Source organism: Bacillus niameyensis (assembly GCF_001375535.1).
Taxonomy (GTDB): Bacteria; Bacillota; Bacilli; order Bacillales; family Bacillaceae_C; genus Lederbergia; species Lederbergia niameyensis.
Window position 1 is genome coordinate 2,370,994 of sequence record NZ_LN831197.1, and the last position, 17,381, is coordinate 2,388,374.

The following is a 17,381-nucleotide window of genomic DNA, read 5'->3' on the forward strand; positions in this document are numbered from 1 at the left end:
GCTATTCCTTCTTCCAACAATAACCCGTCCCCCAAATTGTCTCGATATAGACGGAATTGGAAGGCGTATCTTCTATTTTAGTTCTCAATCTTCTAATGTTCACATCAACAATTTTCGTATCCCCAACGAAGTTAAGGCCCCACACTAAATCTAATAAGTCATTACGAGAAAAAGCCTTCCCCGGATTCTCCATAAATAATTTTAGCAACTGAAATTCTTTTGGTGTAAGAGCCAGTTCAACGTCATTTTTAAAACATTTCTTCGCATTCAGATCGATAAAGAAAGGACCTCTGCTGATAGTATCCTTTGCTTCCGCTTCTTCCGTTTTTTTCATTCTTCTCATTAAAGCTTTCACACGCAGGACTAATTCCAATGGATTGAAAGGTTTGACTATATAATCATCCGCTCCAAATTTCAATCCTTTAATACGGTCAACATCTTGTCCTTTTGCCGTCAACATAATAATGCCAATCCCTGGAAATTGTTTTCTTAATTGTTCACAAACTTGAAATCCATCGATTCCAGGAAGCATGACATCTAACAAAACCACTTCTGGTTGTTCCTCATTCGCCTTTTCTAATCCTGCCTCACCTGATACAGCCTCTAATACAGTAAAATGATGTGCTTGGAAATTCACCCGAATAAAGCCTCTAATACTTTCTTCATCCTCAATTACGAGTATTTTTTTCATTTGCATTTCCTCCAAATGATTCATTCTTCTCATTATACAAAATCCATGTTTTATATTCGAAGGAAATTGTGTTTACCCAATTCAGCAAATTCTAAAGCGTGCCAGACACTTCAATGATTAGATAAAGAATTTCTTGATTGTAGTAATATTGTGCTTGTTCAGGTGAGCTTATAATAATATTGGCAGGTACTTGACACTGGGCGAGTTTTCTTTTTAGACGGTTAAGAGCTCGGTTCATAATATTGGCAGGAATTTCGCCATTTTCATCCCGTGATGAAAAAAGATGTTGGAACTGTTCTTTAACAGCTCGTTTGTTTTTGCTCGTCTGAAGCATCATTGTTTTTAGCAGCTCAGCCTGATTAAAACTAAGATTTACTTCTTGCTTCTTATAAAAAGCGGAATGCTGCTGCTCAGAAAAGTAAAGTATAAGATAGTTTTCGAATTCATCGGATTTGATCATTTCCTGACAATTTTCCATAGAATGCCACTCAACTCCAGATTGTGAAGTAACCGTCAATGCATGGCTTTTCAAGATGTTTTCATTTGTTCCAACCAATTCCAGTAAAGGAGCCCCTACTGTTTCTTCCTCCAAAGCCTTTTGAGCTTGTAAGGCAACATTTAATGCACAATTGCTCAGATGCATATTAGCCATATATTTCTGTTGCTCCGTTAATAAATATTCCGCACTCCTGCGTCTTTCCTGACTTTTCAATGCATTATTGAAATGGACAGCAGATGTCAAATAGTTCTTTCTTTTATAAGCTAAATACCCAAGCCGATAATACGCATAAGGATTTCCTCGATCATATTTAAGAGCCTGTGATAACGCCTTTTCTTCTGCGAGATCATCCCTTTGATAAATCGTTTTTAAATAAGGACCATAGCGAATCATCAGGTCCACCAAGTTTTTCTTGATTATATTTAAACTGTCTTGATATTTTCCAGTTTTATCAGCACTTACTTTCTCATAAAGCTCTTCTTCAACTGTTATTAACGCAGGAAGTGAAACACCTTTCTCTTCATCTTTGGCAACACGGAGCTCTGCCTCTAGATCAAAGAGTTCTTCAATAGACATGTCCGTCGTTTTCTTCATGATCTTTTCTCCTTCCGCAATATATATTTTTATTATAACCCTTTCCGCTATTCATTGAGAAAATAAGCCAAGGAAATAAAGCGTGCGAACGTTGAGCCATTCTTTTCATAAAATATAAGTATGATGATTGGACGAAGGGAAGAGCTTGCATGTTTCCATGGAATATGTTTCCTTTTAACGTAAAACAAAACGAGATGAACCCCTTTGGTTTCGGTAGTAGCAACTCCAATATTGATGAGCATGTGCAGAAAATGCTGTCGCAAGTTTTTTCACAGGACGGAAATGGTCCCTTCTCTCAAACTTTTATGAAGCCTCTGTTAGACCAAATGCAGCAGGCAATGCCTTCCTCATTCCAAGGACAAAATAATCAGTCAAACGATATACAAATGTTTGAGACGTTCGAAAATATTATTATTCGTATAACGATTAAAGATGAAGATTGGTTGGAAAAATTAAAACTATATCACACGACGAATCAAGTATTTCTCGAAAACACCTCTGACCCTAGTAAGCAACAAACGATTACCTTACCAGCGATTGTTCAAAAAAAAGGGGCTACCGCCATTTATAAGGAGGGAATCATTGAATTGACCCTTCGCAAAAAAACTGATATGCAATTTACTGAAGTAGATGTTACGAAGAGATAAGGATTTCACAGCCAGTTTATGTAGAATAAAGTGCTGATCAATAAGGATTTGACTCGTTTGCGTTGAATCCTTTTTGATTACATTTTTGGTCGGTGGCTGTCTTGGAATTCGGGCACCTAAGCTGCATAGTACAATGAAGCCGGGATAAATGTTTTTTAACACATAATAAATCCGAACAATATTGTAGATTTACCCGCTCCGGAAATATACTTCGCTTTCCGCGGGGGAGTGGTGAGCCTCCTCGGGCCAACGCCCTGTGGGGTCTCACCGATCTCCCACTTCCCGCAGGACCCAGATTAAGCTTCTTCGAATCCACGTCTCACGAAGGAAATGCGATAGCATTTTCGAGGAGTCTACGTATATTTCCTCCGCTCAAGTTTTTCAAAGTTCGCGTTTAGAGGGGATTCTTAGTTATGTCACAGCCTTATTCACAACATTTATTGTTTACTTATTTACTGCCATTTCAAATTGACAAGTACAACATTAGTTTGTCATGTAACCTTTAGTCAATAATACCCTCCTTTTCCTTGAACTATGGCAAGTCTCCTTAGGACCCTATTTCTTTGATTGTATTATGGTCAAAAACCAAACTGGAATTTTGTCAAACTTTTTTAAAAACATATTAAAGGATTTCTAAGTATTGGAATAGAACTTATATTAAAATTCACTAAAAAATTTGGTCGTAAGGATAAGAAGGGGGAAAACACTAAAGAGAACGAATACTAGGAAGTCTTATTTGAATATATAACAAATTTCTTAAGACTTACTTTGGAAAATTTTATAGAGTACGAGGAGGAAATATGATGAGAAAACTAAAAATAGTAAGCGGCTATGCAACTACTGTCACTATACCGCACCACTACAAAGTATACTATGCCCAGGGTTCTAGCTCCCCTATATTGAGCAATATATATAAATGAAAAAGAAGATTTTATTTATATTAGCTCTTTTATTAGTAGTTGGTTTAGTAATTACATTTTTTATCCGTAGGGGTGATCATATCTCCAGTCTTTCTATAAATGAACTAGCTATTAACCATGTGTCACTATCAGACAATGAATTAGCCATAAATGGTAGTTTGCTATCAAGCGGCAAAAGCTATAGAAGCTACAATTATGATATTTCTGGAAGCCAAATCAATATCACTGTAAATGGTGGTATTGTTACAAAAAAGCACCCTTATGGTGATTTCAATTTAACCATTAAGGATAGTGATTTAAAAAAGGTGGATACTGTCTATCTAAAGCATGGAAATGAATTAACACAGATATATCCTAAGTAGTTGAACTCCAACGAACTTTCCCACAACATGAATACAATTTCTGCGAGTAGGCATACAGAATGACTTTCAGCATCATTTTTGGATGATAGGGACTACGGTCACCACCAGTATAATACGCAAAGAGTTGTGCATTGGGAATCGCTTCCGCCATTTCATCCACCACAAGCGCAATATGGTTTTCCGAAATTAACTCCTGAACAACGAAGATGGCAAAGCTTTGATGCATATTGTAGGGTTTGAATGTGGGAGCTAATTGGCGTTTAGGAATGTAATTTTCTCTTGTTTCGTCTGTTGATAGCGCGAGCTGTGTGTTATAAAGATCAGTAGTAATCTTCGGATTGCACATAAAAATCGCCCTCTCTATTAATGTTGTGTAGTCACTTCATTTTACTAGATAGGACGATTTTTTTTGTACTTTTTTTGTAGAAATATGTTAAAAATAATTGCTTCATTTTAATCACGTTGATTGGAGCAGAAGGCGCGAGACTCCTGCGGGAATAACATGGACCTTGAGACCCCGCAAGTCGCACAGCGACTGAGGAGGCTCAAGCCATGCCCGCGGAAAGCGAGTGCCTTCTGCGGAAATCAACACCCTCGTTTAAAACAACTAGGGGCAGCCAAAAAGGTAAGTGATCTTCCACTTTTTGGACAGCCCCATTCACAACGTTTATTGCTTACTTATTCCCCTGCCATTTCAATATGAGCGAATCAGCATCAGCTTCCAACCGTTCATATAACGCTCTAGTCATTAACTGTTTATCCTTCTGCTTTTCAATTAATTGTTTAAAACCTTCCATATGTTTGACTACTTTCGATGCTGCTTGTTCTCGCTCAAATTGACTTACAGATATTAAATGAATGGACAATGAACGATAGGTTTGTTCAGATAATTCTTCACGATGTTTTTCTAGTACAGACAACATATGGGCTGTATTGAAGTCTTCCAACAGGATTAATCCTTCTATCGCTGCTTGAAGTTCCGCCATCTCATCTGCTAATTCTTCCTCTGTCTCGATTTCTTCTAAAGCTGCTCTAGCTTTTTCAATTGCCGTCTGTAATTCGGCAAAGGAAGCGGACGTATATTGCCCATCATCATTGGAAATGGATTGTGCGGTTTCAATGAACTCCACTAATTCCGTTATATCTGCTGTAACCATCACAGCAACGGACTTCGAAATCACCGTTTTTCCAGCCAATGAAACGTCTACTGTAATATTTGTCCGACCAGGGTGCTTCGCCACTAGCTTTCCATCTTCCGTAACAATTCCAGCCTTCTGATTACTAGAATGATAAGTGATAGTAGCACCTGAAAGTTCCTTGGTCGTACGGCCTTTTTCCAATAAACCCGTTAATTCAATCGCGGTCTCTTCTCCTGGATGGAAGCGAGTTTTTTCAATTTCGACATCCACCCCAGTTAAGGACACGACCAAGTTTGGATCACTATATTTCATTAATTCACTGCCATATTTAAAATAGAAGTTACCAAAGTCGTCTTGGGCTAATTTTTCTACATTTCCTTCTAGTAAAATATCAACTCGCTTAGTTTCAGCATCAATTTTAATCAGTTTGCTCGTATACGTTTTATCGGCAACATAGCCAATAAAAATCGAGCCATAAACGTTTCCATCTGTCCCAACCATTAAACGCGGATTACTGTGGGCATAATCAGCTGTTGGAAATTTATCATCAGTATAGATGATCTCCTTCGTGTCAGGATCAAAAATAAACAATGTTCCTAATGCCATTCCCCAAATATTACCATCCGGCCCCCATATAAAGGACGTCACAGTCTTCTTCCCTTCAACTGGAACCATTTCATATTCAATCTTCCCCGTACTTGTATCATAGATCGCGAGCTTACCAGAGCCGCCATCCATCGCTCCTGTGCCCATGTATAATTTGCCATCGCGATACAAAATCGTATTTATCGAATGTTCAGGAACAATATTCCGTTGCACATCGAAATTTCCTGTAACAGGATCATAGATCGTCAAGGCACCGCCGGTTTTCCCTGCAATTGGATACGTTCCAACATACAATTTATTCTCCTCTTCCACACCAAGCATTGCAATCGGACGATCTTGCTCATCGCCAAGTTGAGTTAAACGAACGGGATTATTCGGCTCACTTGGATCAGTCCGATTCCACGCTAACTTAGGATCATATTCAAAAATGGAGGCTCGCGGATATACGCCAAAATACATCTTTCCGTTTAATTCAGCATAGCCTTCCACCTGTCCTAACGACGAATAATGAACGGTCTTATCTTGTGTTGGTGAATATTCGCCGAGCCCGCCACCCGAAATAAAGCCAGCACTCAGCATTTTGCCATCAACACTTTTACCAATATTAAATAATTCAACAAACTGTGGCGGCAATGGCAGTTCAGGTGTTTCAACATATCCTGTTTCTAAATTATAGTAGAAGGCACGCCCACTATTCCCCGCTAATCCAACTAGCGTCACACCTGGAAAGTTCGGATCATTTAACTCTGTGTAAGTAAACGCAATTGCTGGTCCCTTCACATCTACACCTAACGAACCGAACTCCCCAGTTTTTACATCATAAGCATAAAGTGACCATTGATTTCCACCATCAGCTGTTGGTTCATAATAGGTGTAGAACACCCGTCCATCAGGTGAAACCTTCGAGAATCCACGTGTATTATATTCAGGGTTTTCTCTTACGTCTAAATGATGGCGATCAGGATCATACACATACATGACAGGTCCTGGATCTACCCTAATAAACAGTTTACCCGCCGTGTATTGCAAATCGTAAACAGATGTTTTGCCGCCAAATCCTGTAATTAATGTTTCTTCTCCAGTTTCTAGATCATACTTATATAGTTTTGCGACATCCGCTCCACCTACATATAAAACATGACGGTCTTCATCATAAGCTAGACTCCGAACATGCGATTCCTTAGAGGTCGTTTTGAAAGATGTTAAAACTTTCGCTTCATCTTTAGCTGGATCATACTCAAAAATCGATTGTGAATATCCAGTCCCTCCGTAAACCTTCCCATCTGGACCTGGGACAAGCACCCAAATAACGGTATCCGTCGGAACGGGTTTCCCAAGTGTACGCATAGATTCTGTCAGCGGATCATATTGAAAAAGTGTTCCGTTTGGCGTACTTCCAAGATAAACCTTCCCGTCCGTAGCGACCGTAATCGCCCAAGCTGCCGTAGCATTACTTCCATCTAAAGCAACAAGTGGTTCCTGATCGTAAATTTCCTTCGTATTCACATCACTAACAATAAACTGGGCAGGATCCCCCTGCGCAACTGTATACATGACATCACGTCCCAGTTTATCCTTTCCATACGCACCCGTCATAATCGTTAAACTTGTTGATTGGGGTCCAAGGTTCGTAATCGTTCCAGGAACTTCCGAAACTGACACTTTAGCATCATCTACAAAAAAGAGGCCTTCCGCTTCATTCGGAGAGTAAAAGGCAATTTGAAAATACTTTGCATCTTTCGGTGAAGCGGCAGCCAACCGAAGAACGTTCCACTCACGATCATTAGCCACTCCATCAACAAGGGCGCTTACTACAGAAAGTAATTTCATCTCCTTATCAAAAAACCTGAGATCAGCCTTTCCTCCAGAGCCTGACTTTTTCAAAACTTGTGCCGTTAATATAACATTCTCAAACGGCGCTACCTCCAGTGGATCACTAACAGCTCCCATAGTGGCCGTTCCAGAAGTATCCTCCACACGAAGACTGCTAGCCCCTTCGGCAAAAACCGCTTGATCAACTGTCACTTCTTCGGAATCACCATCCGGGTTCCATCCGGGAATTCCCCCATTTTCATCTAGCTCAAAACTGCCATTCTTCAAAATCGGTTTCTCATCTGTTTCTGCATAGGAGATAAAAGCTGGTGAAAACAATGAAAACATTAAACACATGATCAATCCTACAGCTAATTTATTCAAATTTTCCACTCCTCCCAAAATAACAAAGGAGTCCCTAGCATTAGCTCTGAACTCCTCTGCGATGTAAAATCTATCACTTTACTTCCATGTCTTTTCCGTATACCCTTTTGATTTAATTCCTTCATTCATTTCTTTAATGATGTCCGCTCCACCGCGGTTCATATATTCTTCTACTAGTTTATCCCAATCCGAAATTGGTCTTTGACCAGCAATCATTTTCGCTTGTTCATTCATTAAAAATTGTGTTAAATCCAAGCCCTTCTCTTGGTCTGTTTTGGACATGACACCATTGGAAGGATTTACATACATCTTATTCGACTCAAACATTTGTTGAAGATCATCAACCAAATCCTTCATTGGCTGTAATGCGTAAACATCTGAATAAACAACTTTTGCATCGTCCGGAACATGCTCGCGGTTATCTAAGAAATAGGTGGATGGTGCCAATCCGTCTGTTGAGAATTCTGGAACACGTACCGGGTTTCCATCTTCCATATTGTAGCCAACGCCTTCCTTACCCCAGTACCAATCGAAATCTTCATTTTGCGGATTTTGTTCTTCTTTTGAATAATACTTTTTCCCAAAGTCTACTAATTCCAACGCACGATAAATTTTCCCTTCATCATCCGCCATTTTAGCATTCAACGCGAGAATTCCTGAGTTCCCGCTCCCCATTGTAAAGCCAACAGAACCATCTGGTGCTTCAAATGGAGGAATTGCCACAAATTCTGCTTCTGGATTTAACTCCAGCAACCCTTCCATGTAAGGCTCCGACATTCCGGCAACACCACCGATAAAGATACCGGCTTTTCCTGAGTAAAATTCAGCATTCGTATCAGCCCAATTCAAAACGGCAAAATCCTTCGTCATTGCTCCCTCTGCATAAAGGTCTGCAAAAAATTGTATCAAATCTTTCCGGCCTTCAGATATAATCCCTGGGATGAAATCGCCATCATCATTTTGATGATACCAAGCGCCAAAATCCCAATATGCTCCCATATTAAAATTCGGGTTAATATTTTCTCCAATCGCAAGCCCATACGTATCATTTTTACCGTTTCCGTCTGGATCATCTTTTGTAAAAGCAATCGCTATCTTTTTCAATTCATCATAGTTCGTTGGAATCTCCAGTCCTAACTTATCTAGCCAATCCTTCCGTAAAACGGGTGTTAATGGATACACTTGACTATACCGCGGAATTCCGTAAATTTTCCCATTTACTTTGAAAGCATCATAAATATGATCAGGAATATTCCCGAGCGTATCATAGTGACTTAAATAATCATCCAATGGCAGGAATGCTCCTTCTTCGGCCCATTGATAAAATCTGGCATCGCCTGCTGTAAAGCCGACCAAATCTGGCATACTTCCGGATGCAACGATGGCGGAGGATTTCTCAGCATAATCCCCTTGCGGAATAATCTCAGGTTTATAATCGATATTGAATTTTTCATTAATTAGGTCTAAACCAGGGCTTTTAGATGGCGGCGGATCCCCGAAGCGAAATGTCATACCCGTAATCGTATATTTTTTCGAATGATCAAATGGATCGATTTGCTCTGTTTGTTCAGGATCATCTTTTTCATTTGTGCTTGGATTTTTATTACTATTTCCTTGATTCTCCTCACCCGCATTATTCGTCTTCGAATTACAAGCAGCTAATAAGAGCACCAATCCAAGTAAAATGACTAAATACCACTTTTTCTTCATTATAGTTCCCCCTCTTTTTCGATCGTATTGTCAAAACATCTATAGTAAAAAGTTAATAATTCCTTGATTTAAAAGGGTTTATAGACAAAAAACTTGCCACCCCCTAAAATCTTTGGATAATTGAGGTTACCAGACCACCAACAACCAAGATTAGGAAGTGACAAGTTGTACCCTCAATTATTAACCTATTTACTTCAATTTATCAAGTACCAAGATCAAATGATCCGTACTTTACAAACTCTTCTCATTGGTAAAAACATGTTTGAGAAACCTTTAGAAGAGCCAGTTAATAAGCCTTATCGAAAACTGCAGGTAGATGACCTTCCGATCATCGAAACCGTAAAAAAATTTGATTACAAATTACTTTTAAACGAGTATCTTGAGGAACATGGAAAGGTCCTCAAACCTGTTCAAAGACGTTCTAACGCAAAGGCCACTGTACCAAAAACAATGAACTGTCCACAGTGTGGAGCTCCATCAGATTATCTGTACGCCAATAATGGTGATAAAGGGCAGTTTCAATGCAAGGTTTGTTCTTGCCTTTTCAGTGATAAGAATCGCTTTTCTAAAGAGGCCATTCTTAAGTGCCCTCACTGTGCAAAGACCCTTGATAAGATTAAAGAAAGAAAAGATTTCTCTGTCTACAAATGTAGAAATAATGACTGTTCTTATTATCGAAAGAAACTGAAGACCATGTCTAAAAAAGAGAAAAAGCGGTTTAAGAAAGATCCTCAAGCATTTAAATTGAGGTATATCTTTCGTCAGTTTCACATTGATTTTAGACCTTTATCTAAGAGATCATTCGAGTTACCAAAAGTCGATTTATCTAGGATTTATGCTTCGCCACACGTTTTGGGTCTGATCTTAACCTATCATGTGAATTATGGGCTTTCAGCCCGTAAGACAGCAGCCATTATGCAAGATGTCCATGGTGTTGCAATTTCCCACCAAACCATTTTGAATTACGAAAACAGTGTGGCTCTATTGCTTAAACCGTATGTGGATCATTATCCCTATGAGCTTTCTGATCAATTCTGTGGCGATGAAACCTATATCCGAGTCAATGGAAAGTGGCACTATTTATTTTTCTTTTTTGATGCAGTAAAGAAGATCATTCTCTCTTATCCAGTGTCTCCAAATCGCGACACGGTAACGGCTATTCGTGCCATTGATGAAGTGTTAGTTAAAATGCAAGATATCCCTAAAGATCTTACCTTCGTAGTGGATGGAAATCCCATCTATCTTTTAGCTCAACACTTTTTTGCCCAGAACGACATCAAATTTGATGTGAAACAAGTGATTGGGCTTACCAATGAGGATCCTATTTCAACTGAATACAGACCGCTAAAACAAATCATCGAGAGATTGAATCGTACTTTCAAGGGGAACTATCGTTCCACGCATGGCTTTGGTTCAGAACATGGTTCTGTTTCCTATGTCACTTTGTTTGTCGCTTATTTTAATTTTCTGCGGCCACATGCCTCTTTAGAAGGAAAGGTACCTGTTGTGAACACAGCGTTATCGGGTCTTCCTACCATGCCAGCACGGTGGACAAAATTGATCGATTTAGCTCAGCATTGGATTGTTCAACAGCGGTTAGCCTAACTTTTTGTTTAGCTGAGCCCTTGTGTTTTTGGATCTGTTCAGCAATCGGCGTAGCGAACTCTTGACAAACCGAACTTGCCAATGGTTTAAAATTGGAAAAACCAAGGGCTTATTTGGCCTGCCTTCTTTTGTCCCCTTCGCCCTTGTTACTCTGAATTCAAACCATTGGCGTGTTTGTCAAGAGCGATTGCGACGGGTTTCCACTCCGTTTCGGGATGAATCACTAAAATTAGGCTTTAGTTTTCATAGAACTTTTTACAATACCTTTTCGATTGCCTTTGACTAGAGAACACACCATTTCACCCTTTAACAGACCCGAGCATCACCCCTTTAGCAAAATGTTTTTGTAAGAATGGATAGACTACTAAAATAGGAAGCGTAGCCAGTAAGATGGCGGCCATTTGCACTGTTTCAGGTGGCGGCAAGGCTTCCATCACCATTTCATTGGCACCAAGTGCAGCATTCGGTTCGTTGACAATGACAATTTGGCGCAAGATGACTTGGATCGGCCACTTTTCCGGACTACTTAAATACAAAACTCCCGAAAAATAACTATTCCAATGACCCACAGCATAGAAGAGGCCAAATGCGGCTAGCGCTGGTTTCGACAGTGGCAAAATAATCTTCCAAAAGATTTGCAGCTCCTGCGCTCCATCGATTAATGCCGCCTCCTTTAGATCATCCGGTATCCCTAAGAAAAATTGCCGTAATATAATCAAATTGAAGGGACTAACTGCAACCGGAATAATTAAAGCCCATATACTATTAATGAGTCCTGTTTCTTTCACTACCATATAAGTTGGAATCATTCCCGCAGAAAATAACATTGTGAATAAGACCAACAGTAGAATCGCGCGCTGACCAATCATCGCTCTTGATAGCGAATAAGCCATCGTCGCTGTAAAAAATAAATTCACTAATGTTCCCACTACTGTAATATAAATCGTTACAAGAATAGAGCGAATAAATCGATCCGAACTCAAAATATAAGAATAGGCATCCGTTACCCACTTTTTGGGCCAGAGTAAAAAATCATTATTTAAGAAATCACTTATAGAAGAAAAAGACACGGCGAAAATATAGAAAAAAGGGAAGATCATCGCAAAAGCAATGACAATCAAGATGATAATATTAACCGAGTCAAACAATTTCGATCCGAAGTTTTTTTGATCCACTCTGATTCCCTCCTCTCTCTAATAAAGACCCTCTTCGCCAAACTTCTTTGCTAATCGGTTGGCGGCAACAACCAAAATTAATCCTACTAAACCTTTAAATAAACCAACGGCCGTAGCGAAACTATAGTTAGCTTGCTGAATCCCTTTAAAATAAACGAACGTATCAAGAACATTACCCGAATCCATATTGAACGGATTAAGCATTAAGAAAATCTGTTCAAATCCTGATTCCATAACATTACCAAGTCGTAAAATAAGCAAGATCACGATTGTGCTACGAATTGCCGGCAGGGTAATATGCCATATTTTCCGCCAACGACCTGCCCCATCCATTTCAGCTGCTTCATAGAGATTTGGGTTCACCCCAGCTAGTGCAGCTAAAAAGATGATTGTTCCCCAGCCAGATTCCTTCCAAATGACTTGAAGAATAATGAGTGGCTTAAAAAGATGCGGATCCGTTAAAAAACCGATCGGTTCCATTCCGAACACACTAACAAGAAAGTTGTTAAGCATTCCTTCATTACGTAGAAAAATGACCGTAATCCCTACGACAACTACCCATGAAAGAAAGTGTGGTAAATATACAATCGACTGAACAATTCGCTTAAAAACTTGATTCCTTAATTCATTGAGCATGAGTGCTAACACAATAGAAATCGGAAAAGCAAAAAGGATTTGTAAAAAGGAAATTTGCAACGTATTCCAAATGACCCGAATTACCTCTGGTTCAGAAAAAAGCAACTTAAAGTACTTCATTCCAACCCATGGACTATCGACAAATCCTTTAAAAGCACTATAATCTTTGAATGCGATTACAATTCCACCCATCGGGATATAACGGTACACTAAAAAGTATAGAATTCCCGGCAGAGCTAAGAAGATAAGATACCGATCTTTTATAATCCGCTTTTGAAGTCTTCTCCATTTATTTTCTTTAGGAATCTTTAGGAAAGGCTGATTTACTTCCGTATCTTTCAGTTCCATCCCCTGCTCTCCTTTCCTTAGTGGCGAGACACTTACTTAGAGTCATCCCAACGCCACCTTATTTTCCGTATTTTAAATAACTACATGTATTTAACATGTATTCATATTTCTATGACTANTTTCGATTGCCTTTGACTAGAGAACACACCATTTCACCCTTTAACAGACCCGAGCATCACCCCTTTAGCAAAATGTTTTTGTAAGAATGGATAGACTACTAAAATAGGAAGCGTAGCCAGTAAGATGGCGGCCATTTGCACTGTTTCAGGTGGCGGCAAGGCTTCCATCACCATTTCATTGGCACCAAGTGCAGCATTCGGTTCGTTGACAATGACAATTTGGCGCAAGATGACTTGGATCGGCCACTTTTCCGGACTACTTAAATACAAAACTCCCGAAAAATAACTATTCCAATGACCCACAGCATAGAAGAGGCCAAATGCGGCTAGCGCTGGTTTCGACAGTGGCAAAATAATCTTCCAAAAGATTTGCAGCTCCTGCGCTCCATCGATTAATGCCGCCTCCTTTAGATCATCCGGTATCCCTAAGAAAAATTGCCGTAATATAATCAAATTGAAGGGACTAACTGCAACCGGAATAATTAAAGCCCATATACTATTAATGAGTCCTGTTTCTTTCACTACCATATAAGTTGGAATCATTCCCGCAGAAAATAACATTGTGAATAAGACCAACAGTAGAATCGCGCGCTGACCAATCATCGCTCTTGATAGCGAATAAGCCATCGTCGCTGTAAAAAATAAATTCACTAATGTTCCCACTACTGTAATATAAATCGTTACAAGAATAGAGCGAATAAATCGATCCGAACTCAAAATATAAGAATAGGCATCCGTTACCCACTTTTTGGGCCAGAGTAAAAAATCATTATTTAAGAAATCACTTATAGAAGAAAAAGACACGGCGAAAATATAGAAAAAAGGGAAGATCATCGCAAAAGCAATGACAATCAAGATGATAATATTAACCGAGTCAAACAATTTCGATCCGAAGTTTTTTTGATCCACTCTGATTCCCTCCTCTCTCTAATAAAGACCCTCTTCGCCAAACTTCTTTGCTAATCGGTTGGCGGCAACAACCAAAATTAATCCTACTAAACCTTTAAATAAACCAACGGCCGTAGCGAAACTATAGTTAGCTTGCTGAATCCCTTTAAAATAAACGAACGTATCAAGAACATTACCCGAATCCATATTGAACGGATTAAGCATTAAGAAAATCTGTTCAAATCCTGATTCCATAACATTACCAAGTCGTAAAATAAGCAAGATCACGATTGTGCTACGAATTGCCGGCAGGGTAATATGCCATATTTTCCGCCAACGACCTGCCCCATCCATTTCAGCTGCTTCATAGAGATTTGGGTTCACCCCAGCTAGTGCAGCTAAAAAGATGATTGTTCCCCAGCCAGATTCCTTCCAAATGACTTGAAGAATAATGAGTGGCTTAAAAAGATGCGGATCCGTTAAAAAACCGATCGGTTCCATTCCGAACACACTAACAAGAAAGTTGTTAAGCATTCCTTCATTACGTAGAAAAATGACCGTAATCCCTACGACAACTACCCATGAAAGAAAGTGTGGTAAATATACAATCGACTGAACAATTCGCTTAAAAACTTGATTCCTTAATTCATTGAGCATGAGTGCTAACACAATAGAAATCGGAAAAGCAAAAAGGATTTGTAAAAAGGAAATTTGCAACGTATTCCAAATGACCCGAATTACCTCTGGTTCAGAAAAAAGCAACTTAAAGTACTTCATTCCAACCCATGGACTATCGACAAATCCTTTAAAAGCACTATAATCTTTGAATGCGATTACAATTCCACCCATCGGGATATAACGGTACACTAAAAAGTATAGAATTCCCGGCAGAGCTAAGAAGATAAGATACCGATCTTTTATAATCCGCTTTTGAAGTCTTCTCCATTTATTTTCTTTAGGAATCTTTAGGAAAGGCTGATTTACTTCCGTATCTTTCAGTTCCATCCCCTGCTCTCCTTTCCTTAGTGGCGAGACACTTACTTAGAGTCATCCCAACGCCACCTTATTTTCCGTATTTTAAATAACTACATGTATTTAACATGTATTCATATTTCTATGACTATTACAATCTCCTTCTAAGATCATGACTTCCTCTAGGTAAGACAAATTTTTGAAGGCGATCATTCTCAAAATGAGCATGGATTACAGTCTCCTCTGTTACATCCACTTGATACCATGGACTACCTTTTTCCATCATTACGACAGCATTCAGGTCCTTATTAGATTGGAATAAAAGCTGATCTCCATAATGAATTTCCGATCCATTTATTAACACAACCTTACTCAGAACATTTTGACTTTTACCTTTAGATAACCAGCCTTGCTCACCGTATATCGAAAACAGACCATCTTCAGAAACCATTCCCGATGCTCTCCGCTCTATGTTCATCAAGAAATAGTCAACCTTAAAATCTCGCTCAATTCGCAATGATAGCTTTCCGCCGTCCAAATTCACAACTGGTTCCAGCTTTTCATTCCCATCAGGATGAATAAGCGTCACTAATATCTCCTGTTCCAGATCTGAATTCGGTTCAACCTGCAAATAAGGCCCAAACTCCTCCGCCCCCGTGTATACTTTTACAGCCTTGTTCATCATTTGTGGATAACACGGATAAATAGACGCACAGGCGTTTTCTCCAACAAAATCAATCTTATTCTCTTTAATAAGTTCATCCACTTGCAGCTCTACTAAGTTAACCATCGGTGTTCCCGTTGTATGATATAAAAAGCTTAATTGATCGTGAGCCTCCTTTTTTAGTACACGGTCAATCAACATAAAATAAGTTTGATCAACATGGATGATCTGTCTTTCCCAAAGTTTAATTGCATCCCCATAAGCCCGCGTTGCATCGCCTATGCAATAATCGAAGCGTTCCGATAAAAAGGAGTCAACAATCTTACTTTTTCCTAAATATACCTGACCTTTTCCATTTACAAGCATGGAGTTGTGCCCGATTGTACCAAGGGTAAATTCCCTTCTTGGTCCCGCCACATAATCTTGATATCCAGGATTCGTGATCAGCCACTCTCCATCCGTATGCAAGATAAAATTGTTTTGGTCAAAATGATTGTGATCCTTGGCGGACTCACTAGATAGAAAAGCGAGTAGATGACTTTTCTTTGACCAGCCATTGCGAAAGGAGGTCCAGCCAATTGTCGGAAACACTTGAGATTTTTGACTAGCATAATATAAATCTGGCGGTATCGATTCTACTCTATGCTCTTTTTCATTAGAAAAGTTTTGCACATACCAGCTAGCAACAGGATGTTGATTTTTCTTCGCAATCATAGACATCATATAATCGATATCTAGCGAATAAAAGGAATCCGAAAAGTTAGCAAAACTAGCAGTCTCGCTATTTCCAAGCATAAAGAGAAAGAGTTCAGGCAAAAATTCTTTAAAATACGGGTGAGCAATAAGTGACCCATCTCCAGTCGCACGATGCAGTGTATCTGCAGCTAATAAAATATGTTGAGCAGCGACCTTCGTATACAGAAGCCCTTCATTCTCCGGACTAACTAGTCTTTCATCTAAATAAGCGAGCAAGTATTCATAGGCATTCGTGAAATAAGGTTCAACTTCTTTTTCTTCTAAAATCGCAAGAGCTCCGACGAGCATTGCCACTCTTTTAGATGCAATAATATTGTGGCTATCCTTGTTATCAAAGTCGATTTCAAAAGGGTGCAGACCTTTTTCCAAAATGGCCGTTTGGACTATGTCTTTTTCCTGTTCATCTAATAAATCAAAAATAGCATCATACCCGCTTGCCATCGCTAGTGTAAAATGGGCATTACTTAGATTGCCTTCTGCACCACGATGTGGAAATTCAAACCAGCGTTCAAACCGGGCTAAAGCCAATATATATTCTTTCACTTTTTCCCCATATTCCCGTTTCTTGGTCAAACCGTAAGCTTTTCCAAGGACTGTAATCCTCTCCTCAATCGCACGAGAATACATCGTCCAGTACGGAAAATCAACGTAACCTTTTGGCTCAGGCAATGTTGCTAATTGCTGTAGCGGTAATGAAACGGTTAGCTGATAGTTTATCATCGGATAGGAAACTTGAAATTCCGTTTCTGTCAGAAACCGCTTAGCCTGTGCTAATAGTTGAGGAGGCGTATCCGCATTTGCAATCTCATCCTTCGTAAATAAGATCCTCGGATGGGTAATAAGATCCTTCATAC

Annotated in this window: 13 protein-coding genes; 3 read left to right on the top strand and 10 right to left on the bottom strand. The window is 39.4% G+C overall.

Features of this window, described 5'->3' with window-relative positions; all coding sequences use genetic code 11:
- Position 1 precedes the first annotated feature (1 nt).
- Together BN1243_RS11200 and BN1243_RS11205 are read right to left on the bottom strand one after the other, a co-directional pair.
- Positions 2 to 724, bottom strand: a complete 723-nt coding sequence (locus tag BN1243_RS11200) for a response regulator transcription factor (RefSeq protein ID WP_230200177.1) — start codon at positions 722 to 724, stop codon at positions 2 to 4.
- A 58-nt stretch (positions 725 to 782) separates the two neighbouring features.
- Entirely contained in the window at positions 783 to 1,784 is a 1,002-nt protein-coding gene (locus BN1243_RS11205; RefSeq protein ID WP_062106840.1) for a hypothetical protein, read from the bottom strand.
- A 149-nt stretch (positions 1,785 to 1,933) separates the two neighbouring features.
- On the opposite strand from BN1243_RS11205, the gene BN1243_RS11210 reads away from it, so the two are divergent.
- A complete protein-coding gene (locus BN1243_RS11210; protein WP_062106842.1) occupies positions 1,934 to 2,431 on the top strand; it encodes an Hsp20/alpha crystallin family protein in 498 nt (165 codons plus the stop codon).
- 916 nt (positions 2,432 to 3,347) lie between these two features.
- Positions 3,348 to 3,713, top strand: a complete 366-nt coding sequence (locus BN1243_RS11215; RefSeq protein WP_062106844.1) for a hypothetical protein — start codon at positions 3,348 to 3,350, stop codon at positions 3,711 to 3,713.
- On the opposite strand, the gene BN1243_RS11220 is transcribed toward BN1243_RS11215, so the two are convergent.
- The 3 genes from BN1243_RS11220 to BN1243_RS11230 form a co-directional block, all read right to left on the bottom strand.
- On the bottom strand, positions 3,706 to 4,059 hold the full coding sequence (locus BN1243_RS11220; protein WP_062106846.1) for a transposase: 354 nt from the start codon (positions 4,057 to 4,059) through the stop codon (positions 3,706 to 3,708). The two genes, BN1243_RS11215 and BN1243_RS11220, sit on opposite strands and share 8 nt — an antisense overlap.
- A gap of 328 nt (positions 4,060 to 4,387) precedes the next feature.
- Positions 4,388 to 7,654, bottom strand: coding sequence for an FIMAH domain-containing protein (locus BN1243_RS11225; protein WP_069201783.1), 3,267 nt, complete (start codon positions 7,652 to 7,654; stop codon positions 4,388 to 4,390).
- Positions 7,655 to 7,732: 78 nt separating this feature from the next.
- Positions 7,733 to 9,364, bottom strand: coding sequence for an extracellular solute-binding protein (locus BN1243_RS11230; RefSeq protein ID WP_062106847.1), 1,632 nt, complete (start codon positions 9,362 to 9,364; stop codon positions 7,733 to 7,735).
- A 165-nt stretch (positions 9,365 to 9,529) separates the two neighbouring features.
- Between BN1243_RS11230 and BN1243_RS11235 the strand changes: the two genes are divergently transcribed.
- Entirely contained in the window at positions 9,530 to 10,969 is a 1,440-nt protein-coding gene (locus BN1243_RS11235; protein ID WP_062104485.1) for a DDE-type integrase/transposase/recombinase, read from the top strand.
- 299 nt (positions 10,970 to 11,268) lie between these two features.
- On the opposite strand, the gene BN1243_RS11240 is transcribed toward BN1243_RS11235, so the two are convergent.
- The 5 genes from BN1243_RS11240 to BN1243_RS11260 all read right to left on the bottom strand — a co-directional run bounded on the left by BN1243_RS11240 (position 11,269) and on the right by BN1243_RS11260 (position 17,379).
- A complete protein-coding gene (locus BN1243_RS11240) occupies positions 11,269 to 12,144 on the bottom strand; it encodes a carbohydrate ABC transporter permease (RefSeq protein ID WP_062104484.1) in 876 nt (291 codons plus the stop codon).
- An 18-nt stretch (positions 12,145 to 12,162) separates the two neighbouring features.
- Positions 12,163 to 13,128: an ABC transporter permease gene (locus BN1243_RS11245; protein ID WP_062106849.1), complete on the bottom strand. Its 966-nt coding sequence runs from the start codon at positions 13,126 to 13,128 to the stop codon at positions 12,163 to 12,165.
- Between the two features lie 152 nt (positions 13,129 to 13,280).
- Positions 13,281 to 14,156: a carbohydrate ABC transporter permease gene (locus BN1243_RS11250; protein WP_062104484.1), complete on the bottom strand. Its 876-nt coding sequence runs from the start codon at positions 14,154 to 14,156 to the stop codon at positions 13,281 to 13,283.
- An 18-nt stretch (positions 14,157 to 14,174) separates the two neighbouring features.
- Positions 14,175 to 15,140, bottom strand: a complete 966-nt coding sequence (locus BN1243_RS11255) for an ABC transporter permease (protein ID WP_062106849.1) — start codon at positions 15,138 to 15,140, stop codon at positions 14,175 to 14,177.
- A gap of 118 nt (positions 15,141 to 15,258) precedes the next feature.
- A complete protein-coding gene (locus BN1243_RS11260; RefSeq protein ID WP_062106851.1) occupies positions 15,259 to 17,379 on the bottom strand; it encodes a heparinase II/III domain-containing protein in 2,121 nt (706 codons plus the stop codon).
- Positions 17,380 to 17,381: the final 2 nt, after the last annotated feature.

Excerpts from the sequence above, each read along its gene's own strand:
- BN1243_RS11200 (WP_230200177.1), bottom strand. The coding sequence starts at position 724 with ATGAGAAGAATGAATCATTTGGAGGAAATGCAAATGAAAAAAATACTC.
- BN1243_RS11205 (WP_062106840.1), bottom strand. The coding sequence starts at position 1,784 with ATGAAGAAAACGACGGACATGTCTATTGAAGAACTCTTTGATCTAGAG.
- BN1243_RS11210 (WP_062106842.1), top strand. The coding sequence starts at position 1,934 with ATGTTTCCATGGAATATGTTTCCTTTTAACGTAAAACAAAACGAGATG.
- BN1243_RS11215 (WP_062106844.1), top strand. The coding sequence starts at position 3,348 with ATGAAAAAGAAGATTTTATTTATATTAGCTCTTTTATTAGTAGTTGGT.
- BN1243_RS11220 (WP_062106846.1), bottom strand. The coding sequence starts at position 4,059 with ATGTGCAATCCGAAGATTACTACTGATCTTTATAACACACAGCTCGCG.
- BN1243_RS11230 (WP_062106847.1), bottom strand. The coding sequence starts at position 9,364 with ATGAAGAAAAAGTGGTATTTAGTCATTTTACTTGGATTGGTGCTCTTA.
- BN1243_RS11245 (WP_062106849.1), bottom strand. The coding sequence starts at position 13,128 with ATGGAACTGAAAGATACGGAAGTAAATCAGCCTTTCCTAAAGATTCCT.
- BN1243_RS11255 (WP_062106849.1), bottom strand. The coding sequence starts at position 15,140 with ATGGAACTGAAAGATACGGAAGTAAATCAGCCTTTCCTAAAGATTCCT.
- BN1243_RS11260 (WP_062106851.1), bottom strand. The coding sequence starts at position 17,379 with ATGAAGGATCTTATTACCCATCCGAGGATCTTATTTACGAAGGATGAG.